Source organism: Nocardia sienata NBRC 100364, assembly GCF_001613205.1.
In the GTDB taxonomy this organism is placed as follows: Bacteria; Actinomycetota; Actinomycetes; order Mycobacteriales; family Mycobacteriaceae; genus Nocardia; species Nocardia sienata.
The window spans coordinates 15,227-38,599 of sequence record NZ_BDBX01000004.1; the positions used below are offsets into that span (position 1 = coordinate 15,227).

The following is a 23,373-nucleotide window of genomic DNA, read 5'->3' on the forward strand; positions in this document are numbered from 1 at the left end:
CCGAACCGGTTCAGGAGGTCCAGAGCGTCCAGGCCCCGTTTTCGCAGACCAGGGCGTACCCCGCGGCGGTGCGGGCAGTGGCCGGCCCCGCACAGTTCCCGTCTTCCGCCCGGACGGTCTCGGCCACCCGATAGGGGCCCGACCACTGATAGCCGGTGACCGACGCCGAATCGGTGAGGCACAGCAGGGTGCCGCCGTCCGCGGCGACACCGAGTAGTGCCGGTTCGGGACAGGCGGTGTCGACCTCGGCGGCCGGCTGGGCCGCGGCGGCCGCGCTCGACGGCACCGGCGGTTCGGCCGTCGCGCTCGGGCCGGGCGGCGAGGTCTGCGCGCTCTCGGAGGTGCCGGCGGCAGCCGAGGCCGGGGACTCGGTCGCCCGCTGTCCACCGGTGATCTCGCCCACCGCGTCGCCGACTCGGGAGAACACCCCATCGGGCGTCTCCCGTGGCGCCAGGATCAGCGCCGCCAGCAGGGCCACTTCGCCGACCCCGAGCAGTAGTGCGGTACAGGCCATGAAACGACCACGGGGATGGCCGAACGCGATCAGCCCGAAAACGATCGCCACCGGGAAAACCAGGATGAGCGCGGCCACCAGTGCGACCATCGCGTAGGGATTGACGATCGGGCGTTCGTCGTGGACCGGGGGCTCCGCGGACCAGTCGTCGTAGTCGTCGCGCCGCCGAACGGTGCGCGACGGTTCCTCGTCCCGGTCCGGCGGAACTTCCGGCCAGCGCTCACCCGCCCAGCGCTGCGTATATGCCATGACCGATCCCTTCGAGCCGCTGTAGGCGCAGTCCTGGAGCAGTGGACTGTGCCCGGCATCCGAAAGAATAAGCCGGGACCGGCCGGCTGTTCCGGTAAATCCCCCTGGCCGGGGTACGGCTGGTCACCGCCCGAAACACCCGGCCCGTCCACTGCGCCGCGCCACAGGGCCTCAGTTCCCGCGGCGCACCCGCGGCAGCGATTCGGTGACCAGCGTGCTCAGCATGTCGACCAGCAGCGCATGGACCTGATCGCGGGTCATGGTGCCGCGGGTCAGCCACTCCCGGCCGGCGACCTTCACCAGGCCACCGTAGGCGCGGACCATCGCTCGTCGCGGCTCTTCCGAGTCCGCGCCGTCGGCGAGACCGATCATGACCAGTAGCCGCTGTGCGGCCGCGTCGTCGGCCGCGTCGAGGATCTGCTGCACCTCCGGGTCGTCGCCGACTCCCTCGTGACTGGTCACCTTTACCCAGGTGTTGCCGTGCTCGGAGATCGTGTCCAGCAACCACCGCACACTGGCCTCGACCCGTTCCCGGGTGGTGCCCGTGGGCACGGCCAACTCGTCGGCGCGCGGCAAGGTCACCATCCGGCGGACCACTGCGAGATAGAGGTCGCGCTTATTGCCGAAATAGTGGTTGATCAGGCCGCGGGCCACACCGGCACGCTGCGCCAATTCGGCCGTGGACACCGCCGCGTACGGACGTTCGCCGAACATCTCGATGGCTTGGGCGAGGATCTGGGCGCGGCGCTCGTCGGGTTCGAGCCGACGGCGCCGCGGCTGCTCGTCCGTGCCGGTCCCGGACGAGCCGGGGCCGGCGGGAAGGTCGGTGCCGGAGGTGGGTGGAAGTTCGAGGTCAGAGCCCACGTGCGATGAGATCCTTCATCACCTCGTTGCTGCCGGCGAGGATGCGCAGCACCCGGGCACCCGTGTACAGCTGGGAGATCGGGTATTCGGTCATATAACCGTAGCCGCCGAAGAGCTGCAGGCAGCGGTCCACGACAACGCCGAGCTGATCGGTGGACCAGTACTTGGACATGGCGGCCGACTGGATATCGAGTTCTCCGCGCAGGTGCCGGCTGATGCAGTCGTCGAGGAAGACCCGGTTGGTCCGGGCGATGGTCGCGCATTCGGCCAGTTCGAACTTGGTGTTCTGCATGGCGAACAGCGGTTTGCCGAAGGCCTCGCGGCCCTTGGTGTATTCGACGGTCAGTTCGACCGCGCGCTCCATCATCGCCACCGCCATGATGGCGGTGACCAGCCGCTCCTGGGCCAACAGTTGCATCATCTGGTAGAAGCCCTGGCCCTCGGCGCCGCCGAGCAGGTTCGCGGCGGGCACCCGCAGTCCGTCGAAGAACAGTTCGGCGGTGTCCTGACCCTTGCCGCCGATCTTGGACAGGATCCGGCCCCGAGTGAAGCCGGGGGTGTCGTCGCCGACCTCGGCGAAGAGCAGCGAGACGCCGGCGGCGCCCTTTTCCGGGTCGGTTTTCGCGGCGATGATGATGCCGTCGCAGAGCCAGCCGTTGGAGATGAAGATCTTCGAACCGGTGATCACATACTCGTCACCCTCGCGGACGGCACGGGTCTTGATCGCCTGCAGATCCGATCCGGTGCCCGGTTCGGTCATCCCGATGGACAGCACCATCTCGCCACTGCTCGCCCTGGGCAGAATCCGCTTCTTCAGCTCCTCGGAGCCGAATTCGGCCAGGTAGGGCGCGATGATCGAACTGTGCACCGGGATACCGAGGGCCCCGTCCCCGGCACGCACCTGCTCCTCGATGATCGCGGCCTCATGGGCGAAGCTGCCGCCCCCACCGCCGAATTCCTCCGGAACCGCGGGGCACAGCAGGCCGAGTTCTCCGGCGCGCCGGTAGAGCGCCTTGTCCGGATGACCCTGCTCGATGAACTTCTCCTCGTGCGGGACCACTTCCTTCTCGAAGTAGTTGCGCGCGAGTTCCCGTACCGCCTCGACTTCGTCGTCGCTCCATGCGGGGCGTGCCATATCCGCGTCCTCTGTTCGTGATCACCCAGCCCGGCGCCGACGCACCGGATCGTCCGGCAACGACTGTCCCGCACTATTGGCGTGATGTCAACGAGGTAGGTTCCCACTCGTGACGACGCGGCGAACGCCGGTACCCGGACGTCCGGCGGCCCGGTTCGGATCGCGCTCTCGCGGTTTTGCCACAATGGAGCGCACGCTTTCCCAGCTCACAAAGGAATTCTTCCGCACCGATGGCCGCCCCCAGTATCGACCCGAACGACCTCGCCACCTGTTTGCGCGTTCTCGACCAGGCAGGACAACTGGACCCCGGCGACCCGGATTCGACCACGGTGCAGCGCGCGGTCGGCCGGATGTTCAAAGAACTCAAACGGCAGCGCCGGACCGCCGCCCGGCAGGCGAAACTCGCCGCGGACCGTGCGGTGGTCGCTGCCACGGCCACCGGTTCACCGAACCGGATCGATGACGAGACCGCCGGGATCCCGATCAGCTCCCGCACCACCGGCGCCTCGGCCGGGACCCTGCTGCGCCCCCGCGGCTGCTATATCTGCAAGGAGAAGTACACCCGCGTCGACGCCTTCTATCACCAGTTGTGCCCGGACTGCGCGGCCATGAGCCACGGCCGCCGCGAGGCCCGCACCGACCTGACCGGCCGTCGCGCGCTACTCACCGGCGGGCGCGCCAAGATCGGGATGTACATCGCGCTGCGGCTGTTGCGCGATGGCGCCCACACGACCATCACCACCCGCTTTCCCAACGACGCGATCCGCCGGTTCGCCGCCCGGCCCGACAGCGCCGACTGGCTGCACCGGCTGCGCATCGTCGGTATCGACCTGCGGGATCCGGCCCAGGTGGTAGCGCTCGCCGACGATGTCGCGGCCCAGGGCCCGCTCGATGTCCTCATCAACAATGCCGCGCAGACCGTGCGCCGCTCTCCCGGCGCATACAGCGCCCTGGCCGCGGCCGAGGACGGGCCGCTGCCGGCGGGCCAGTTGCCCGAGAAGGTGACCTTCGGGCAGACCACCCGCGCCCATCCGACCGCGCTGACCGCCTCGCTGACCCCCACCTTGGCCGCCGCCGACGTGGCCGAACTGGCGCTGGTGGCGGGGTCTGCCACACCCGACCGCATCGCCCGCGGAGTGGCGATCGATGCCGGAGGCCTGGTGCCCGATCTCGCCCACACCAACAGCTGGGTGCACACCGTGGGCGAAGTGGACCCCACCGAACTGCTCGAAGTCCAGCTCTGTAATTCGGTCGCCCCGTTCATCCTCGTCTCCCGGTTGCGGCCCGCGCTGGCCGCGTCGCCCGCGCGCCGGAAATACGTGGTGAACGTCTCGGCGATGGAAGGCCAGTTCTCCCGGGGCTACAAGGGGCCCGGGCATCCGCACACCAATATGGCCAAGGCGGCACTGAACATGCTGACCCGGACCAGCGCGAAGGAAATGCTCGAAACCGATGGCATCCTGATGACCGCGGTGGACACCGGCTGGATCACCGACGAGCGACCGCACTACACCAAGATCAGGCTCGCCGACGAGGGGTTCCACGCCCCGCTGGACCTGGTGGACGGCGCGGCCCGGGTCTACGATCCCATCGTGCGCGGGGAAGCCGGCGAGGACCTCTACGGCTGTTTCCTGAAGGACTATCGCCCCTCCCCGTGGTAAACCCGGTGCCCTAGCGCATCCGAGGACATACCCTGGAAGGGTGTGGTACCGGCTGGTCGCGGATCTGATCGCCACCCTGCATCTGCTGTTCATCGGCTATGTGCTGGCGGGTGGCTTTTTGGCGTGGCGTTTCCCGCGCACGATCTGGTTGCACGGGGCCGCCGCGGCCTGGGGTTTCGGTACGGTGCTGGTGGGCTACGACTGCCCGCTCACCTACGCGGAGAACTGGGCCCGGCACCGGGCGGGAATTTCGGGATTGCCGCCGGAGGGCTTCATCGACCACTACCTGACCGGAGTGATCTACCCGGAGAGCATGCGCACCGAGGTACAGCTGCTGGTGGCGGCTTGTGTCCTGGTGTCGTGGGCGGGTCTGTGGTGGCGCGCCCGCCATCCGCACGGCCCGGGCGAGCGGGTCGTCGGCTGATCGGCGTCAGCCGGTGACGGTGTGATGAAAATTGCTGTGCCATCGGATGACCGAGCGTTCGCCGTACCCGTGGCCCAGTACTCTCGGTGCGGTGGACGTGGGCGCACGGCTGGTCCGTGATTACGAAGACGGGGCAGGCGTCCCCCAGTCGACGCCGGTGGACTGGCCCGACCCCGGGCACTACCTCGCCGCCACCCTCCCGGTGTGGGGGCTGGCCGCGGGATCGGTCCAGGCGTTCGCCGGGGCCGCCGATCGGTACCGGCGGGCCACCGGCACCACCCCGATCCGACACCGGCTGGACCCCGAACGCATTGCGGCGTCCTTCTCCAGTGACCGGTTGCTGCGTATCGACGGTGCCCCCGTCGAGGGTTTCGCCGACCTGTCCGGATTCTTTCCCACATTCGACGGCTGGGTGCGCACTCACGCCAACTATCCACATCACCGCTCCCGGCTGCTCGCCGCCCTCGAACTCCCCGCGGACGCGCCGCACGAACTGGCCGAAGCCCAGATGGCGATGATCCGCGCCGCCGATCTGGAGGAGCTGGCCGCGGCCCGGGGCGCGATCGTGGCCCGGGTGCGCGACGAAACGCAGTGGCGGGCGGAGCCACAGGCAGGGGCGGCCGGGGCGGGCCCGTTGGTCGCGCTCGTGGAACGCGGCGACCGGCGCCGCTACACGCTGCCGAAATCGGGGACCCCGTACCAGCCACTGCAGGGCGTGCGAATACTGGATCTGACCCGGGTGATCGCCGGTCCGGTGGCCACCCGGGCGCTGGCGCTGCTCGGGGCCGAAGTGCTGCGTATCGACCCGCCTGCACTGCCCGAGATCTCCTGGCAGTACACCGATACCTGCCAGGGCAAATACTCCGCCCTGCTGGACCTGCGGCCGGCATCCGCCGCCTGGGAGTCACTGCTGGACTCCGCCGACGTGCTGGTGACCGGATACCGCCCCGGCGCGCTGGAAGGACTCGGGCTCACCGGGCGGCCCGGGCTCGTGCACGCCCGGGTGAGCGCTTGGGGTTTCACCGGGCCGTGGGCGGGTCGGCGTGGTTTCGACAGCATCGTCCAGGCCGCGACCGGGATCGCGGTGATCGAGGGAGCATCCGCGGTGCCCGGCGCGCTGCCCGCGCAAGCACTCGACCACGCCTCCGGCTATCTGCTCGCGGCCGGAATCGTCGATGCGCTCACCGCCCGTGGGGGCGACGGCCGCGGCCGGGATGTGCGAGTGTCGCTGGCCCGGACCGCGAGCTGGTTGCTCTCCGAACGAGGCCGCACCCCCGACCATGCGGCGCCTGCGGTACCCGGCCCGGGCACCACTGTGACCCACGGACAGGTTGTCAGCGCGGCGCCGGCCCTGGCCGAATTCCCGGACTACCCGTTCCCGGCACCCGGTTATGGTCGCGCCGAGCCCCGCTGGGCCGAACAGCGGGTACCCGAGCATCACTGAACTCGCACGACGGGCGAGCGCTCACAGACCGGTGGCGAGCCGCACCACGACCGTGTCCTGGGTGACCTCCTGCACCGTCAGGTTCAGTCCCTGCACCGAACCGGATTGCCCCATAGGTACGGTGACCGGCTGACCTGCCACCGACAGGGTGACGAGCTCGCCCTGCACCGAGGTGAGCTCGATGTCCACGCCCAGCACGCCGACCTTTGCCTGCACACCGCGCTCGAATGTCACCGTGCAGCCGCTGACCTCGCATTCACTTCGCGCCCCCGGACCCGTCGCGGTGCAGGCCGAGACCCCCAGCGACGCGGCGGTAACGAACAGGAGGGCAGCGATCAGCCGTCGAACAGACATGCGGACAGTGTAGGGATCACCCCGCTCCCCGCCACCGGAAGCAAACCAACCGCCTCACCATGGAGAGCGGTGGGCGCGAATCTCGGCCAGAGACAGGCCGCGCCGGCGGCGGGCGAGGGCACGCAAGGCGCTGGCGTTCACGTAGCCGACCTCGCGGGCGATCGACCCCACTGTGAGCCCACCGGACCGTAGCAGCTGAGTGGCCCGATCGAGCCGGATATCGTCGGCGAAATCCTTCGGTGACATGCCGAGCGCAGCGCGGGTCGCCCGTTGCAGACTGCGTTCGGTGACGCCGAGCTCCCGCGCGGCGGTAGCTATCAGGAACTGTTCGGAAAGATGGTCGCGCACCCAGCGCTCGTAGCCGGCGATCAGCGAACTACCGCGGGCCACCACCTCGGGTATCGCATAGGGCGCTTGGCTGGCCCGCGACCCCACAGCGAGGTAGCGCATGGCGCGTTCCGACAACTCCGGGCTGGTCCGGTAGATCAGCGACAGCGCCATATCCATATGTGAGAGCGACGCGCCCGCGGTGGTGATCCCGTCCGCGTGGCATACGATGCAGCTCTCGTCCAGCCGAACACGGGGATAGCGCCCGCGGAAACAGGTGCCCAGCCACCAGCTGGTCGTCGCCGGGGAGTCGTCGAGCACCCCGGATTCGGCCAGAAAGAATGTCGCGGTGCAGGCGGCGGCCAGATGCACGCCGGCCGCCCGCGCCTCCCGGATGTGCTCGAGAACCCGCGAGTGCGCCGCATCGGTGACCAGCTCGACCAGAGGCTCGGGTTCCAGAATATTCACCGCTGCCACCGCGAGCGCGTCCAGCGGTGCCGAAATCTCCTCCAGCGGGGTGGTCGGCACCAGGTTTCCGCTACCCGAGCGCACCGAGGAACCCAGCGATACCGTGCGGATATTCCAGGGCGGTGGCGGGTTCCGCAGCTCCCTGCGCAGCGCGTTGGCTGTGCTGAACGCGCCGAGCAGTGCGCCCAGACCGAAATCGGCCACACCGTCCACGACGAAAATTCCGACATCCACGCCCGGAGGATACGGTTCTGGCCCACCGATCGAAAACCGGATGGTCTCTATGGCCGGAGAAATTGGGGAGGCCCTCGCCTCGATCACCTACAGTGTGTCGCAAACAGAGCGTTTCCTGTCGCGTCCGCCCCTCTTACCGCGCCTGCCGGAGCCCGTAGGGTCGAAGCCACAGAACGGTGCCGGTCGCCTTCGTGCGGCCGGCACCGTTCGCGTGTTGTCACCGAACGCACCGCTGACCGCGGCTCCTTCGGGCCGCGTTGTCGTTGCAGTGGCCGACGAACTCGACGCTGGGCGGGAGCGCCGGTGCGGTGCCGGCGCGGTATGGATATCGCCGGCCCCCACCGGGACCGGTCTCCGCCGCAGACGGCGACGCCACCGCGTGACAGTGGCCCGGGACCGACCCCGCGTGTGGGAATGCATGGCTGCGGTGCTGCGGGGTGCGCCGCAGCCTTCCATTCGCATACGCCTGCTGTGATGTTCGCGGCCGTCGCTGCCGCAGAGAAAGCTGACCCGCGGAGACGAGCCACACGGCACGGCCGAACACGGCGTCGGAACCGCCGCGCGTCGCCGAGTCGGCCCGGGAGTATCGCGGGCGCGAACCTAGCGGCCGCCCAGACCGAAGCCGGAGTCGTCCATTTCGATATCCGGATCGAGGATGCCGCATACCTTCCAGCCGCCGTCCTCCTCGACCAGGTCGTAGGTCATGGTGGTCGTGGTCGAGGTGCCCATCACCTCCATGGACATCTCCATGGTGAACGTTCCCTTATCACTGCCCGCGGGGACGTCGACACTCTTCAGCGTGGTCGTCGACTCGGGAAGGTCGATATCGGGTACGTCCGTCGGTTTCGCCGGGTTCTGCTGCTCGTACTGCGAGATCTCGTCCAGATCGGCCGCGCAGACCAGATCCTCCGGGTCCCCCTCGTGATCTACCCAGGCCTGGGCGACCTCACGGGGGTCGTCGTAGCCGCCGCCCACGACCGAACCACCGCCGCCGCTGAACAGAAAGAAGGCACCCACCGCGACGGCGATCAGCACCACGGCGACACCGCCGACGACGAGCGCGATCCGGCCGCCGTTCCCACCGGAGCGCGGGGGTGGGGCGCCGTACCCTCCGGGGGCACCGTACTGCGGCGGGCCGGGCGGGTAGGGCTGACCGTACTGCCCCGGGTAAGGCTGCTGTCCGGGCACGGGTTGTCCTGGATACGGCTGCTGATGCCGGTACGGATTGGGCTGTTGCGGATGACCCATACGGAAGTCCTGTGATCCTTGCTCTCCTGCGCGTCACCGGAGTGGCGCCGCGTCCGAACTCTAATTCCCCCACGACGACGTGGCGTTAACATCGACCCCGGACAACGCTGTCGGCCGGATTGCATTCGCCCGCTGCGGATACGATCAGTACCCGACGTACCCGGCGCCTTGGGACATGTTTTTGATACCGGGGACATTCTCCAGCGACCCGTACCGTTCGAGGGCGTAGGCGGTACCCGCACAGATGTTGTCGACCGGATTCCAGATATCGGTGTGCCCGGGCAGAGCATAGGCGTTGAACGTCGGGTCGATCGTCTGCATCAGCCCCTTCGACGGAGTACCCCGCTCGGTGGCATTCTCGTCCCACAGATTGATCGCGTGCGGGTTTCCGCTGGATTCCTTTTCGATCATCGTCGCGATAATGGCCGCGTCGGAGTCCTTGACGTTGTAGCCGTTCTCGCGGAGCACGTCGATCGCCTGATCGATCCACTGCGCCACGTCGCCGGTGGGCATCTTGGTCGGCATGCCGGAGGTACCGGTGACCTCGCCGCCGGACCCGGAATCGTCGTCGGACCCCGAGTCTCCACCGCTCGCGGATTGGCCACCCATCAGCGGACTCATCGGGGAGCCGCTGCTTGCCGGGGACGCGGTGGTACCTCCCGACCGCTCCTGCGGCACCTGCAGGGACTTGTTCTCCAGTTCGTTGTGCGTGGACTGCACCTTGCCCACAGTGGCGCCGATGGCGTTGTCGATCGCGACGACCGCGTCGAACTGCTGCCGCGAAGTGGGGTTGTCCGGGACGCCGTTGGTGATCTCGACGACCGCGTCGCGCAGATCCTCGAAATGCCCGGTGACACCGTTGGCGTCGTCGGCGGCCAGGGCGGCGAGTTCGGCGATCTGGTTGTCGAGCGTATTCCAGTCCTCTATGTATGCCGCGACCTGCTGATCCAACAGTTCGTACTTGTCCGCGAGCTCACCGTCGCCGGGCCGCTCGCCGGCCAGGTGGGCGAACTGCTGGGCGGTGAGGGTCGTCGCGGTACGGTCACCCAGGCCGTTCTGCAGTTTCTCGAGGACCTTCTCGGCATAGTCGATATAGGGATTCAGCAGCGGAGCGTTCAAGGGACGACGGAGTGTCCAGCTCTTTGCGACGACCATCGCCCTCCGTCCCGCGCCCAGTACACCACCACTTTCTCAGCAGAGTTCCATCCGGCGCATAGCCGAACATCCCCGCTGGTGAGAAGCTTCCGCCCTGCCCTCGGCGGTGCCGCGGCGAAAACTCTCCGAAGCCACCGGCGAGAATTCGGCGCGGGGCGAACGAGCCAGCACCGGAAGTTCCGCTTCCTATCGTCCTGTACAGGAGCCGACCCGGTCTATCCAGGCGCATTCTCGCCGAATCACGCCAGCACCGAGGAGTCGGTGGAAGCCTTGACGTTCCTCATACTGATCGCAATGCTCTCGGCATTGGCAACCCGCTGCCCGCGCGCATCGCCGGAGCTTCGTTCGTATTCTCCATCGAAGACTTGCGCTGCGGCGCTGGCGCTACCCGCTCCCATCAGGCTGTTGTAGGCCGCCGATTCGCTGCGGGCACCCATTCCCGAGATCCCCGGGGTTCCCCGCATTTCGTGCACCATGAAGTCGATCTGCGTCTTCCAATCCGTCACCGACTTGCCCTGCGCTGCCGCGAACGCCTCCAGGTTCGCCCGGCGACCGCCCTGCCACTGGGCCAGGCCGATAGCGGCCTCGCCCGGGTTGTATGCGCCGGTGTTGAAGCCGGGGGCCTCCACCTGGAAGTTGCCGAGGATACCGGCCGCCTGCGCCGGACTGAAGCCCTTCTCGAGCAGGTACTTGTACAGATCCTCGAGTTTCGCCATCACGCCCTCGCCGATGGGCTGCGCTGAGACCCCGCTATAGGCAGTACTGGTGTCGGTGATGCCGGGAACATACGGCGCGGCCCCACCGTTACTCGACCAGTTCTGCGCGGGGACCTCGGCGGACTTGCCTACCAGCTTCGCATTGGCGCGCAGGATCGCTTCATAGGCGACGCCGACCGCGTTGTCCAGCGCGTTCACGGCGTCGAGCTGACGGACCGGGGAGGGGTCGTCCGGCACCGCCGCGGTGATCTCGACGGCGCTGTCGCGAAGGTCTTCGAACTCCCGGCTCACTGTGTTGGCGTCTTCGGCCGCGAAGCCGGCGATGAAACCGATCTGGTCGTCGAGGGACTCCCAGTCATTCTGGTAGCCCTCGACCTGCTTCATGTTGAGGTCGTACTGTTGCCGCAACGCGCTCTCGCCGGGACGCTCGGCCGCTTTCTTCGCCAGCTTCCCGGCGTTCAGCGTTGATGCGTTCTTGTCTCCCAGCCCGTCTTCCAGTGCTTTCAGCACCTTCTCGATGTAGGTGATATAGGGATTGAGAATCGGAGCATTGTCCGGACGATGTAGCGTCCAATCCTTCGTCGGAGCCATCGTCCACCTTCCTCGACCCGATACGACACCTGCATAACAGAATTCCATCTCGCGACTCGGCGGCACCCTCCCCGTGCTGAGAATGCACGCCGGAGCCAGGTCACCGGGCACCGATGAGAAATCCGGTCCTGTCACGTCTACCCGGACAAGACCGACAAGCCCCGGCGGCTCACCGCAGACCGGTATTACAACCGAGCCGCCGCCAGAGAGGACATCATCATGGGAACCATCGCCGTACACGAGTTCGTCTCCCTCGACGGATCGTACGAGGACCCGTCGTTCACCTTCGAGTTCGGGTTCGATCCGCAGATGGGGCAAACCCTCGCCGCCATCACCGGCGAGGCGAAGGCGATCCTGCTCGGTCGCAACACTTTCGAGATGTTCGCACCGGCGTGGTCTACCCGTACCGTCGAGGACGATCCGGGCGCGCCGTTCTTCAACGACACCGCGAAATACGTGGTGGGCGCGCAGCAGCCGCAGGCCGAATGGGCCAACAGCACCTCCCTCGGCGCCTACGATCCCGATAAGATCCGCACGCTGAAGGACGAGATCGACGGCACCATCTATATCAGCGGTAGCGGCACCCTGGTCCGGGCGTTGCTCGCCGACGGCCTGGTCGACGATCTGCACCTGTTCGTGTATCCGATCGCCCTGGGCAAAGGGGAAAAACTGTTCACCGACGGGGTCGACACCACGAAGTTCGTCCTCAAAGGCCACGACGTATACGCCAACGGTGTGGTGCACCTGGACTACGGACCGGCCGGATCCTGACACGGTGGCCGGTACCGGCGGTGCCGCCGGCTGCACGCAACGCTGGTCGTATCCACCACCGCACCGCTCCCAGCGGCTAGGTTCGACAGCAGTGCCGAACCATCAGGAGGAGTCGTATGCCGGACCCGATCGCGTCCACCCCGGACGACCTCGTCGCCTCCCTGTCGGTCGAGCAGCGCGCCCGGCTGGGCAGTGGCCGCGACTTCTGGTCGACCGAGCCGATCGGGGATATCCCGTCGATCACCGTCTCCGACGGCCCGCACGGCCTGCGCTATCAGGATCCGGACCACGCCGGTGACGCGCTGGGCATCGGCCCGAGTATTCCGGCCACTTGTTTTCCGCCCGCGGTGGGTCTGGGACAGAGCTGGGATCCGGAGCTCGCGGCGCAGGTGGGGGCGGCGATCGGCCGGGAGGCCCGGGCCGCGGGTGTGCACATCGTGCTGGGTCCCGGTATCAACATCAAGCGGGATCCGCGTTGCGGCCGCAATTTCGAGTACTACTCCGAGGATCCCCGGCTGACCGCCGCGCTCGCCACCGGCTGGGTCCGCGGACTCCAGGAACAAGGTGTGGGTGCGTCGCTGAAGCACTTCGCGGCGAACAACACCGAACACGAACGGATGACGTCGAGTTCGGATGTCGATCCGCGCCCGCTGCGCGAGATCTATCTGCACGCGTTCGGGCACGTGGTACGGGAGGCCGCCCCCTGGACGGTGATGTGTTCGTACAACAAGATCAACGGCGTGTACGCGGCGCAGAACCACTGGCTGCTCACCGAGGTCCTGCGCGAGGAGTGGGGTTTCACGGGTGTGGTGGTGAGCGACTGGGGTGCGGTCGACGACCGGGTCGCCGCGGTCGCCGCCGGACTGGATCTGGCGATGCCCGGTGCCGACGAGGCCGGTGATCGGCGTGTGGTCGCCGCGGTCGCCGACGGCTCGCTGGCCCCGGAGGTCCTGGAAGCTTCCGCACGTCGGATCGCCGCCCTGGCCATCCGTGCCACAGGCAGCGCCGATCCGGCGACCGGCTGGGATGCCGACGAGCACCATGGCCTCGCCCGTACGGTCGCGAGCCGCTGCGCGGTGCTGTTGAAGAACGACCACGATGTCCTGCCTCTTTCCCCCGGCGGGCATATCGCGGTGCTCGGCGAATTCGCGACCGAACCGCGCTACCAGGGCGGCGGATCGTCTCATGTCAACGCCACCCGGGTCGATATCGCGCTGGACGAGATCCGCGCCCACGCCGGATCGGCGACGGTCACCTACGCCCGCGGGTTCGATACCGGATCCGCTACCGCGACAGCTGATCTGCGCGCGGAGGCCGTCGAGGCGGCCGCACAGGCCGATGTCGCCGTACTCTTCCTGGGGCTTGCGGCCGCACAGGAATCCGAGGGTTTCGATCGCGACCATATCGAACTGCCCACGGACCAGCTCGAGCTGCTGCACGCCGTTCGCGCGGTGCAGGACCGGGTCGTCGTGGTCCTGGCGCACGGCGGTGTCGTGCGGTCGGCGCCCGTCGTCGGTGCCGCGGACGCGATCCTGGACGCCGCTCTGCTGGGCCAGGCGGCCGGCGGCGCCGTCGCCGATCTGCTGTTCGGTATCACCGCACCGGCGGGCCGGTTGACCGAAACGATCCCGCTACGGCTCACCGATGTCCCCGCCTACGACAATTTCCCGGGTGAGCAGGGCCATGTCCGGTACGGGGAAGGTATTTTCGTCGGCTACCGCTGGTACGACCGTCGTGAACTCGAGGTGAGCTTCCCGTTCGGGCACGGATTGACCTATACGACCTTCGCCTACGCCGAGCCACACGCGGTCGCCGACGCCGACGGCGTCACGGTGACGGTGCGGGTGACCAACACCGGCACACGGGCGGGCCGGGAGGTCGTGCAGGTCTATACGAGCCCGGTGACCTCGGCGATACTGCGCCCGCCGCGGGAGCTCGGCGGTTTCGCGACGGTGGAGCTGGCACCCGGTGCGGCCGACGAGGTCACCATCCGGATACCCCGGCGGGAATTCGCCCGCTGGCACGAACCCGCTGGTCGTTGGATCGTCGAAGGCGGCGAATACATCATGTCCATCGGTCGCTCCAGCCGGGATCTGCCGGTGCGCGCGACCGTCCGGGTCGACGGCGACGAGGTTCGGATGCCGCTCACCCGGGAGTCGGCGTTCGCCGAGGTCATGGCGAATCCGGTGGCGGGGCCGGAACTCGGCGCGATACTCGGGCCGCTGATCGGTGAGCCCGGTCGTTCGGCGGGTACCGATCTCGGGGTGGATATGGCGCGCATGATCGGGTCCATCCCCATCGGCCGAATCGCGCTGAACCTCGGTGGGCTGATGACCGCCGAGGAACTCGACGATCTGCTGGCCCGAGCGAACGGCTGAAACAAGAGGCCGGGATTCGAGGCGCGCCCGCTGCCCGTCGGAGTGCGTGCCTCGGACATGTCCAGGGCCCGAACTGTGTGAATGCAGGATTACGGCAAGTGGATTACTCCGAGTTGCCATGATCTTTCGCATGAACAGAAACGCTATTTCCACCGCGCGCGAGCGACTTCGGCGCTTCGCCGGAGCGTGGGCAGTGCCGACCGTCTTCGCGGTCGTCGTATCCCTCGGCCTGACAACGAGCCCCGCCCACGCCGAACCCGCGACCGCGCCTGCGCTCCCCTCGGCCGGCTGTGCGGCACCGCAACCGCCACCCGGCACCGAGGCGGTACTGTTCAGCTCCCGCGGCGTCTCGGGTGTCTACGGCCGAGACATTCCCGCGAGCACGGGCCGGCCGCTGCCGGTGGTGCTGGACCTGCACGGATATCTCGAACCCGCGTTGATCCAGTACATGAGCACCGGGCTCGGCGCCTACGGACGGACGCACGGCTTCGTCACCGTCACTCCGCAACTGTTGCGGCCCGGCCTGCCCCGCTGGGACTTCGGCCCCGGTTCGGCCGATATCGGCTACCTGGCGGATCTGCTCACCGAGGTGGAATCCACACTGTGCGTGGACACCCGGCGGATCTACGCCACCGGGCTGTCCATGGGCGGCTTCACCACGTCGTCACTGGGCTGCCAGCTGGCCGATCGGATCGCCGCCATCGCGCCGGTCGCGGGCCTGGCCGATTTCGCCTGGTGTACGCCGGCCCGGCCGATGCCGGTGATCGCCCTGCACGGCACCGCGGACCCCATCGTCGCCTACGAGGGCGGCACCGGTCCGAACGCGCGGCTGCTCCCTTCGCCGGACGGATCCGGTTCGGCCGACCCCGCCCATCGGGGACCTGATGTGGAAGGTCCGGGCCCGCAATCGATTCCGGAGAATGCCGCCGTCTGGGCCCGGCGCAACGGATGTGCGAGCGAACCCGTCGAGCAGCAGGTCACCGGCGATGCGGTCCTGTCGGCCTATCCGTGCCCGGCAGGGGCCGAGGTGCAGCTGTGGTCGGTGATCGGGGGCGGTCATCTCTGGTTCGGCACCCCGTCGGAGATCTTCCCGGTGGACCTGGTCGGCACCGATACGCAGTCCATCAGCGCCACCGCGCTCATCTGGGACTTCTTCCGCGCACACGCGCTGAACTGATATCGCTCAACCCAGCGCGGCCAGCCGCTCCCGCGCCCGCTCGTACTCCGCGGCGAGCCGGTCGACCACGGCCGCGGTGGGACCGATCCCGGTCACCGCGCCGATACCGTGGCCCGCGCCCCAGATATCGCGCCATGCCTTGGCCTCACCGGAGTTCAGGAATTCCAGGGAGCCGGAGCCATCCCCCGGTGCCCCCAGCGCGTCGGGGTCCATACCGGCGGCGACGATACTCGGACGCAGGTAGTTGCCCTTGACGCCGGTGAAGAAATCCGTGTAGACGATATCCCCGGCGGTGCCCGCGACGATCATCTTCTTGTACTCGGGCACCGCCGCGGCCTCGTCGGTCGCGATGAAGGTCGAACCCATATAGGCGAAATCGGCGCCCGCGGCGAGGGCCGCGAGCACGCTGTCGCCGTGCGCGATGGCGCCCGAGAGTGCCAGCGGGCCGTCGAACCACTCCCGGATCTCCCGGATCAGCGCGAACGGCGATACCGTCCCGCCGTGGCCACCCGCTCCGGCGGCCACCGCGACCAGTCCATCGGCCCCCTTGGCCACGGCCTTGCGGGCGAAGGTATCGCTGATGACATCATGCAGCACCACCCCGCCGTAGGCGTGGATCCGTTCGTTGACATCGGCGCGCGCGCCCAGCGAGGTGATCACGATCGGTACCCGGAACTCCTCCAGGATCGCCAGATCCTCGAGCAGGCGCGCATTGCTCTTGTGCACGATCAGGTTCACCGCGTACGGCGCCGCACCCGGGGTCGCGGCCAGTTCCCCGGTGATCCGAGTGAGCCATTCCCGCAGCTTGTCGGTGCTGCGCGCATTGAGCGCCGGGAAGGAGCCGATGATCCCCGCCTTCGACTGGGCGAGGACCAGTTCGGGGCCGGAGACGATGAACATGGGGGCGGCGATAACGGGTAGGCGCAGGTCGGCGCGCAGGATCGCGGGTAGTCGCTCGGTCACCCCACCGACGGTAACAGGGGCACCCGCCCTCAGTTGCGGGTCGGGCCGTGGTCCCGGGCACACCGGCCCGGGCGGTCCGCGCGTTATTTTCGGGGCAGCCCGAGCACCAGCGTCGCGATCGTGTTGAGCTGGATCTCCAGCGTCCCACCGCCGATGATCCAGGTGGGGATATCGAGTTCGTGGTGTACCGGTTCGGAGACCGCTTCGCCGAGGGCCCCGGCCGGGCCGATCAAGTTCAGGGCGGCCGCCGCGGCGTCGGTGTGCAGCATGGAGGCCGCCGCCTTCGCGACACTCGTGGCCGGACCGACCGGCTGACCGTCCAGCCGCCGGATGGTCTCGCGCAGATTCAACGCCGAGACGGCCGCGCCCCGAGCACTGATACGACCGAGTGTGCGCAGCGCGTCGTCCCGGCTGCCGGCGTACTCCTCGCGCTCGATGATCTCCTTGATCCGTTTGTTGTGTCCGGGATCCCGGACACCACCGATGAACAGCCGTTCCTGCGCCAGCGTCTCCAGGGTCAGCGTCCAGCCCTGCCCCGGCTCGCCCAGGATCATCGAATCGGGGACGAAAGCGTTGTCGAAGAAGACCTCGTTGAACTCGGCACCACCGCTGGCCTGGGTGATCGGGCGGACCGTCACCCCGGCGCCGTGCATATCGACCAGGAACATGGTGAGTCCGCGGTGCCGTTCGGCGTCCGGATCGGTGCGGCCCAGCAGCAACCCCCAGTCGGCGCGATGGGCGAGCGTGGTCCAGATCTTCTGTCCGTTCAACTCCCATCCGCCCTCGACCCGGGTGGCCCGCAGGCTCAGGGAGGCGACATCGGATCCGGCCTCCGGTTCGCTGAACAGCTGGCACCAGATCTCTTCGCCGCGCAGTGCGGGAGCCGCCAACCGGGCCAATTGTTCGGGTGTGCCGCGGTGCAGCACGATGGGTACCACCCACTGGCCGATTCCCATGGAGGGCTGGGCGATCCCGTGCCGGTCGTATTCGTCCTGCAGGATCAGCTGTTCGAGCGGTCCGGCCTCGATCCCGTAGGGCCGCGGCATCGGCGGCGAGACCAGGCCGTTGTCGGCCAGCAGCGTCCGGCGCGGGCCCGGATTCACCGCATCGGTGTCGCCGATTTTCGACGGGCCCGGGTTGTCCAGTTCCGCCGCGCGGTCCAGGATCTCCGAAACCTGTTCGCGAAAGGACGAATCGGTCTCGGGCAGGGGTACGGCGAAGGTACGCGGCCCGTGCAGCGCCGCCGCGCCCAGCCGCAGTTCCCACGATTCCACCGGCCCGGCCAGCGCGGCCAGCGCGATGGCCCGCCGCCAGTAGAGGTGCAGATCGTGCTCCCAGGTGAACCCGATCGCGCCGTGCAGGCCCAGACATTCCACGGCCGCGTGTACCGCGTTGCCGAGGGTGGTGAGCGCCGCCCCGGCGACCGCGTGCGTCCGCTGCCGCGCATCGTCGTCCAGGCCGCGAATCGCGTCCCAGGCCGCCGCGGTGGCGAGTTCGCTGGTGATCAGTAGTTGCGCGGTGCGGTGCTGTACCGCTTGGAAGGCGCCGATCGGCCGGCCGAACTGGGTGCGCGAGGTGACGTAGGCGGTCGCGGTGTCCGAACACCAGCGGATCACCCCCGCGGCCTCGACGGCCGACAGCGCCACGGTGACCGCGACGGCCCGCTCGGTATCGAGCGCGACCGGCGCGTCGACGGCGACCGAGGTGAACCGGATCTTCCCGATATCGCGGCCCAGGTCGACCCCGTCCTGCACCTCGACCTCGACTCCCGCGGCCGTCCGGTCGACGACGAACCACCGGGTCCGGGCGCCGGATGCGGCGGCCACCACGAACAGTTCGGCCGACGCGGCCCCCAGCACCGGTCCGGTGGCGCCGCTGAGCCGGGCGGTCTCGCCGCCGCCATCGTCCACCGTGATCGCGTGCTCGGGCACGACGACCGCGCCGGTCGCCCCGTCGGCGAATTTCCGCAGCAGGGCGTCGACGCGGTCCTCCCCCGCCGCTGCGGCGAGGACCGCGCTGGTGACCACGGTGGGCAGCAGCGGGCCCGGCAGCAGCGCCCGCCCGAATTCGGCGACCACCACCGCGAGCTCGTCGAGTGTGCCGCCCTGTCCGCCGATCGATTCCGGCAGATGGACCCCGGTCAGGCCGAGCGCCACCAGGTCGGGCCAGAAAACCGGCCGCACGCCCGCCTTCAGGGCTTCGGTGTTCCCGCGGAGATATCCGCGACCGGCACGGCGGTCGGCGAATCCGGTCACGGTTTCGGCCAGTGCCGCCTGGTCGGCGGTCAGCGCTACAGGCACGGTTCTCATTCCGGTCGAGGGGCACGGTCTCTTCCCGATCGGGTACGGGAATTCAGATTAGAACCTGTTCTACTCGCGGCGGGGCGATTCGCACAACCCCGGACCCGGGTGGGCCCGGCCGTCCCGGGCCCGGCGGCCGTCAGATGACCGACCCCACCTCCTGAGCGACCAGGTTGTCCATGGCTCGTTCGGCCACTGCGGCGATGGTCATCGAAGTGTGGATCCATACCCAGCGGCGGAATCGAGGCCTGGATGACGGTGTGCGCCGTCGCCGGATCGCGCCAGTTGAGGCTGCCGTAGACGAGGTCCGCCCTGTTCGGGACCGAAGTCCTCGGCCAGGTTGGTCCAGGTGTAGATCCGGTCGGGGTTGGTTCCCCAGCCCGCGCCGAGTTCGTCGGGCAGATCCGGTACCAGCCCCTTGGCGCAGGCGCGCACGAGCAGGTCGGTGGTGGGAGACTGCCGGCGGCCATGATGATCGCCTTGGCGGTGAGGATCTTCTTCTCCAGCACCCGCGCGGCCTCGTCGGTCCGATCCACAGGGAGGATCCAGCGGCCATCCGGACCGCGTGCCGCATCGGTGATGTTGTGCGTGACCTGCACAACGACCAGGCCGGTGGCCTCGGCCACATAGGTGACGTCCACCGAATGCTTACCGCCGTTGTGCACCCCCGAACGCGCCGGCGTCGTTGGTGTAGGAGGCCTTCCTCGTCGCGGTTCGGCCTATCGCGCTGGTTCAGCGACCTACTCGGAGCCGGGGTAGTGCGACCTGGACCGCTGTTCACCGCAGGTGGAGCCGGTTCAGATTTCGCGAACAGTCTCCAGTTCGGCCTTCATCCGCTCCAGGGTTTGCCGGATATTGTCCTTCTGGAATTCGGCGAAGCCTCGTTTTCCGGTGGCGATCCGGTCGAACCACAGTGCGGGCGTGTCCGGCCAGCCGGCGCGATCGTCGTACCAGGTCTCGGTGATCCGAGTGCCGCCGGCCACGTCCTCGAACCGATACTCCCAGGTGGCCACGGCCACCGGCAGCAACGGCTTCCACACTCCCCACCGGCGGACCTCGAAGACGAACCGGCTCGGCCGCTCGGCCACCACCACCGTGCATCCGGTGTGCCAGCGCATGGCGCCGCGCCGGTTGGCACCCACGAATTCCATTCCGGGGTAGACGGGGCGGCCCGGCTCCGGGACGACGGCCCCGGTGTTCTCCGGACTCCACCTGCCCATCTGCGTCACATCGGTCACTGCGTCGTAGGCAGTCTCCGGATCGATGTCCACCACGATGCTGTCGGACACCTGGGTGGTCCGGGAAATTCTCACCACGGTCGTAACTCCTTGTCGGCCCCGTATTACTCGTCGATCGTAGGCACCGCGGCGGCCGCCGCGAGATCGGCGGACTGCCGGCCTCACCACCTCGCCGACACGGATCCGGACCCGTCCTCGACGGCGGCACACTCGGCGTGCGGATCAACGCGCGGGCGCAATCCCGCTCTGCCGGAGTCGACACCGGCAGCAGCCCGGGGCGGTCACGGGGAATGCGCCGCACGGACAACTGCCGGTAGCTCGGCCGGAGGGCGCCGGTCCCCGTGTCATCGCCGGTCGCGGCCCGCCCCGCCGGCATGTTCGAGCAGTGCCGCCACTGCCCGCTCCGCGCTCTGGGCGGCACTTTCCATCGTGGCCGACCAGTCGGTGCGGGTCCAATCGCCGGCCAGCACGAGATTCGGCACCGAGGTCCGCTGGTCCGGGCGCAGCCCCGTGGTGCCCAGCACCTGCGAGAAGGTGGCCTTCGGCATTTTCACGACCTGGGCGTGCACCAGCCGTGCCGCCTCGGCTTCCGGATAGTAGCGACGGATCAGCGCGAGCTGCTCCTCGACGATCTCGTCGTTGCTCTTGTGGATCTGTTCGTAGGCGCCGCTGGTGGTGAGGCAGTAGAGCCAGGCACCGTCGGGGGTCCGGCCGTGCATACGCTGCCGATCGAAGACCTCGTCGATCACGCCGGTCCCGCCGATCAGCGCTTCCATGGCGGATTTCGTCCGCAGCGGCCGGTCCAGATACAGGTTGGTGCTGACGATCGGGGTAACGCCCAGCTTGTCCGCGGCCGCATAGATCTCGGCGTGTTCGGGCAATTCGTCGAGCAGACCGTGGATGCGCGAATTGGGGACCGCGCACACCACCGCGTCGGCCGGGACCTCGGTTCCGTCGGCCAGTTGCACCCCGGTCACCAGGCCGTCGGTGATCAGGATCCGTCGGGCCACCGCCCGGAACCGGACATCGACACCGTATCGGGCGAAGGCCCGCTCGGCACCGGTGATGTACAGGGTGTCCAGGTCCACAGTCGGATAGCCGATGGTGACGCCGACCCGGTCCTGCGCCCCGATACGGATACCGGTCGCCAGTACGTCGGCGAACACCTTCGCCGATTCCCGCTGGACCGGTTCGGCCGCGATGCCGAGCGCCAGCCAGTCCCACAGCGCCTCCCGCGCTGTCGCGGGCATGCCCACCCGCTCGAACCACTGCTCGGTGGTGATATCGGCCAGATCCGCGGGCTGGTACAGGGCTTGGCGCCCGAGCCGGATCGTCGCGCGCAGCGCCCGGAGCCGGTCGAGCACCCCCGCGTCGGGGTGGGCGCCGAGCAATGTGCGTACCGCACGGAACCCCCTGGTGTACAACAGGACCGCGCGTCCCCCCGGCCAGCGCAACGTACCCGCGCCCGGGAATTCCAGGTGCTCGCGGGTCCCCACGCTCTCGAGGTAGCGGAACAGGCTGCGGTAGCCGCTGGCCACCACATGCTGACCGTTGTCCGGGGTGTCGCCGACCTCGGGTACCTCCATCGCCTGCGTACGCCCGCCCAGCCGGGCCCGCCGCTCGAGCAGGGTCACCTGCTTCCCGGCCTCGGCCAGCCATACCGCCGCGGCCAGGCCGGCGAGCCCGCCCCCGATCACGACATATCGACGGGCATCGTTCATCTGCTTCTCCCGGACCTCGCGAACCCCATGATTGACACAATGTAACGCAGTCCATACATTCGTTTCATGGGTTCCGACAACACAGGTGCAGCGATTCCCACCCGTCATCCCGCTGCTCCGGTCCGGGTTCCCGGACTGCGACCGTTCGCCCTGCTGATGGGCATAGGCGCGCCCGATGCCGAGCAGTGGGACGCCATGGGCGCCTCCCTGCTGGTCGGGGACGAGCCGATGGATTCGCTGGTCGACTGGATGATCACGACCGGGATGGGCACCACCCGGCCGCAATTCGAACAGGCCCTGCGCGCCGGGATCGATTCGGTCCCGGATGCGCCGACCCCGCTGCGCGATTTCTTCACCGCCGTGGAGGCGCCACCGGCCTGGCTCGACGAGCAGGCGCTGCGCCGCGGCGAACAGGTCCTGCGCCGCGGCGGATTCGACGGGCTGTACCTGGCGCGGGATGTCTCTTTCCTCGGCGGTTATCTCGCCTCGGGTTTCAACAAGACGCTGCTGCGTACCGGCGCCCTGGAGAAAGGGCCGGCGCAGCGGTTCGCCGAAACCATGCAGTGGGCGCTGGACGTCCAGAACGGAATGGAGAAGTTCGGCCCCGGGTACCGTTCGACCCTGCACGTGCGATTCGTCCACTCGCTGGTCCGCCGGCACGTGGTCGCCATGCCGGACTGGGACGGTGACGCCTGGGGGCTGCCGATCAACCAGACGGATATGGCGGCGACGCTGGTCGGCGCCCTTATCGCACCGTTCATCGGCGGAATGGCGATGGGAATCCTGCCCTCGCGGGCGGATCGGGAAGCGGCCGCCCATCTCGCGCGCTACGTGGGGTGGCTCATGGGTGTGGCCGACGAATGGCTGCCCACCGGATTCCGCGACAGCGTGCGAATTCTGTACCACTGCATGACCGCCATCACCAACCCGGACGAGACCACCCGCCAGCTCGCGCTGCCGATGGCGAACGACCCACTCACCTGGCATTATCCCAACCTGCCGTGGCTGCGCGGCAGAATCGCCCGCGCCCAGCACCTTTCGATCGCCACCATGTACCTGGGGCCCGGCGCCATGCGCAAGCTCGGCCTGTGGCCGTATATGCCGCCGTGGTACCCGATGCTGCGATTGCCGGTCAATCTCGCCCGCAGCGCGGCCACGCGGATCAGCCCGGGTGCGCGGGCGCGTGCAGAAGCACGGGGCATGCGGGAACAGGAAGCCTTCCAGCGGATGCTGGTCGGCTCCGGGTCCGCGACCGTGGGGCTCTCCGCACAGAACCTCCAAGCCGGCGCCTGAGAGCGCGCGGCGGCGCACCGGTCGCGCTCATTTCCGGGCGGTATCCGGCGCCGTGGCCGGAGAGCGACAACACCGGCCCCGATATGACGACGTCGGCCCTCACACAGCAGACTCGTCGGTGCACGAGGAGATGTACCCGTGGCCGACC

At 68.6% G+C, this 23,373-nt stretch carries 19 protein-coding genes and 1 pseudogene; 7 read left to right on the forward strand and 13 right to left on the reverse strand.

Going from position 1 to position 23,373, the window contains the following annotated elements:
• Window positions 1-10: 10 nt before the first annotated feature.
• From NS4_RS03080 to NS4_RS03090, 3 genes are all read right to left on the reverse strand, one after another.
• The gene (locus tag NS4_RS03080) at window positions 11-763 is read right to left on the reverse strand and encodes a hypothetical protein (RefSeq protein ID WP_063057953.1); all 753 of its coding nucleotides are present in this window, start codon (window positions 761-763) and stop codon (window positions 11-13) included.
• 171 nt (window positions 764-934) lie between these two features.
• Window positions 935-1,498, reverse strand: a complete 564-nt coding sequence (locus NS4_RS03085) for a TetR/AcrR family transcriptional regulator (protein WP_063058359.1) — start codon at window positions 1,496-1,498, stop codon at window positions 935-937.
• A 118-nt stretch (window positions 1,499-1,616) separates the two neighbouring features.
• The gene (locus NS4_RS03090; RefSeq protein WP_063057954.1) at window positions 1,617-2,762 is read right to left on the reverse strand and encodes an acyl-CoA dehydrogenase family protein; all 1,146 of its coding nucleotides are present in this window, start codon (window positions 2,760-2,762) and stop codon (window positions 1,617-1,619) included.
• 230 nt (window positions 2,763-2,992) lie between these two features.
• Here NS4_RS03090 and NS4_RS03095 point away from each other — a divergent pair, with 230 nt between their 5' ends.
• From NS4_RS03095 to NS4_RS03105, 3 genes are all read left to right on the forward strand, one after another.
• Window positions 2,993-4,423 (forward strand): SDR family NAD(P)-dependent oxidoreductase, encoded by a 1,431-nt coding sequence (locus tag NS4_RS03095; protein ID WP_063057955.1) that lies wholly within the window; start codon window positions 2,993-2,995, stop codon window positions 4,421-4,423.
• A 40-nt stretch (window positions 4,424-4,463) separates the two neighbouring features.
• A complete protein-coding gene (locus NS4_RS03100; protein WP_063057956.1) occupies window positions 4,464-4,847 on the forward strand; it encodes a DUF2784 domain-containing protein in 384 nt (127 codons plus the stop codon).
• 91 nt (window positions 4,848-4,938) lie between these two features.
• The gene (locus tag NS4_RS03105; protein WP_245665039.1) at window positions 4,939-6,291 is read left to right on the forward strand and encodes a CoA transferase; all 1,353 of its coding nucleotides are present in this window, start codon (window positions 4,939-4,941) and stop codon (window positions 6,289-6,291) included.
• A gap of 21 nt (window positions 6,292-6,312) precedes the next feature.
• Here NS4_RS03105 and NS4_RS03110 read toward each other — a convergent pair whose 3' ends face one another.
• From NS4_RS03110 to NS4_RS03130, 5 genes are all read right to left on the reverse strand, one after another.
• The gene (locus tag NS4_RS03110; protein ID WP_063057957.1) at window positions 6,313-6,645 is read right to left on the reverse strand and encodes a hypothetical protein; all 333 of its coding nucleotides are present in this window, start codon (window positions 6,643-6,645) and stop codon (window positions 6,313-6,315) included.
• A 54-nt stretch (window positions 6,646-6,699) separates the two neighbouring features.
• Window positions 6,700-7,674: a GlxA family transcriptional regulator gene (locus NS4_RS03115; RefSeq protein WP_063057958.1), complete on the reverse strand. Its 975-nt coding sequence runs from the start codon at window positions 7,672-7,674 to the stop codon at window positions 6,700-6,702.
• A gap of 600 nt (window positions 7,675-8,274) precedes the next feature.
• On the reverse strand, window positions 8,275-8,922 hold the full coding sequence (locus NS4_RS03120; RefSeq protein WP_157105865.1) for an Rv0361 family membrane protein: 648 nt from the start codon (window positions 8,920-8,922) through the stop codon (window positions 8,275-8,277).
• A 144-nt stretch (window positions 8,923-9,066) separates the two neighbouring features.
• The gene (locus tag NS4_RS33190; RefSeq protein WP_157105866.1) at window positions 9,067-10,077 is read right to left on the reverse strand and encodes a transglycosylase SLT domain-containing protein; all 1,011 of its coding nucleotides are present in this window, start codon (window positions 10,075-10,077) and stop codon (window positions 9,067-9,069) included.
• A 239-nt stretch (window positions 10,078-10,316) separates the two neighbouring features.
• Complete coding sequence (locus NS4_RS03130) at window positions 10,317-11,384, reverse strand: phage tail tip lysozyme (protein ID WP_063057961.1); 1,068 nt, start codon at window positions 11,382-11,384, stop codon at window positions 10,317-10,319.
• A 219-nt stretch (window positions 11,385-11,603) separates the two neighbouring features.
• Here NS4_RS03130 and NS4_RS03135 point away from each other — a divergent pair, with 219 nt between their 5' ends.
• From NS4_RS03135 to NS4_RS03145, 3 genes are all read left to right on the forward strand, one after another.
• Window positions 11,604-12,155 (forward strand): dihydrofolate reductase family protein, encoded by a 552-nt coding sequence (locus NS4_RS03135; RefSeq protein ID WP_063057962.1) that lies wholly within the window; start codon window positions 11,604-11,606, stop codon window positions 12,153-12,155.
• 116 nt (window positions 12,156-12,271) lie between these two features.
• The gene (locus NS4_RS03140; protein ID WP_063057963.1) at window positions 12,272-14,533 is read left to right on the forward strand and encodes a glycoside hydrolase family 3 C-terminal domain-containing protein; all 2,262 of its coding nucleotides are present in this window, start codon (window positions 12,272-12,274) and stop codon (window positions 14,531-14,533) included.
• Window positions 14,534-14,663: 130 nt separating this feature from the next.
• Complete coding sequence (locus NS4_RS03145) at window positions 14,664-15,710, forward strand: CE1 family esterase (RefSeq protein ID WP_157105867.1); 1,047 nt, start codon at window positions 14,664-14,666, stop codon at window positions 15,708-15,710.
• Between the two features lie 6 nt (window positions 15,711-15,716).
• Here the strand turns inward: NS4_RS03145 and NS4_RS03150 are convergent, their stop codons facing one another.
• From NS4_RS03150 to hpnE, 5 genes and pseudogenes are all read right to left on the reverse strand, one after another.
• Window positions 15,717-16,673 carry an NAD(P)H-dependent flavin oxidoreductase gene (locus tag NS4_RS03150; protein ID WP_157105868.1) on the reverse strand — a complete coding sequence of 319 codons (957 nt, stop codon included), beginning with the start codon at window positions 16,671-16,673 and terminating at the stop codon, window positions 15,717-15,719.
• An 83-nt stretch (window positions 16,674-16,756) separates the two neighbouring features.
• A complete protein-coding gene (locus NS4_RS03155; RefSeq protein WP_245665040.1) occupies window positions 16,757-18,973 on the reverse strand; it encodes an acyl-CoA dehydrogenase family protein in 2,217 nt (738 codons plus the stop codon).
• A 218-nt stretch (window positions 18,974-19,191) separates the two neighbouring features.
• Window positions 19,192-19,675 (reverse strand): annotated as a pseudogene (locus NS4_RS33195) (cholesterol oxidase); the annotation flags it as partial.
• A gap of 95 nt (window positions 19,676-19,770) precedes the next feature.
• Window positions 19,771-20,289, reverse strand: coding sequence for an SRPBCC family protein (locus NS4_RS03165; RefSeq protein WP_369690197.1), 519 nt, complete (start codon window positions 20,287-20,289; stop codon window positions 19,771-19,773).
• A gap of 266 nt (window positions 20,290-20,555) precedes the next feature.
• The gene (hpnE, locus tag NS4_RS03170; protein WP_157105869.1) at window positions 20,556-22,040 is read right to left on the reverse strand and encodes a hydroxysqualene dehydroxylase HpnE; all 1,485 of its coding nucleotides are present in this window, start codon (window positions 22,038-22,040) and stop codon (window positions 20,556-20,558) included.
• Between hpnE and NS4_RS03175 the strand changes: the two genes are divergently transcribed.
• Window positions 21,999-23,225 (forward strand): oxygenase MpaB family protein, encoded by a 1,227-nt coding sequence (locus NS4_RS03175; RefSeq protein ID WP_063057968.1) that lies wholly within the window; start codon window positions 21,999-22,001, stop codon window positions 23,223-23,225. The two genes, hpnE and NS4_RS03175, sit on opposite strands and share 42 nt — an antisense overlap.
• Window positions 23,226-23,373 lie beyond the last annotated feature (148 nt).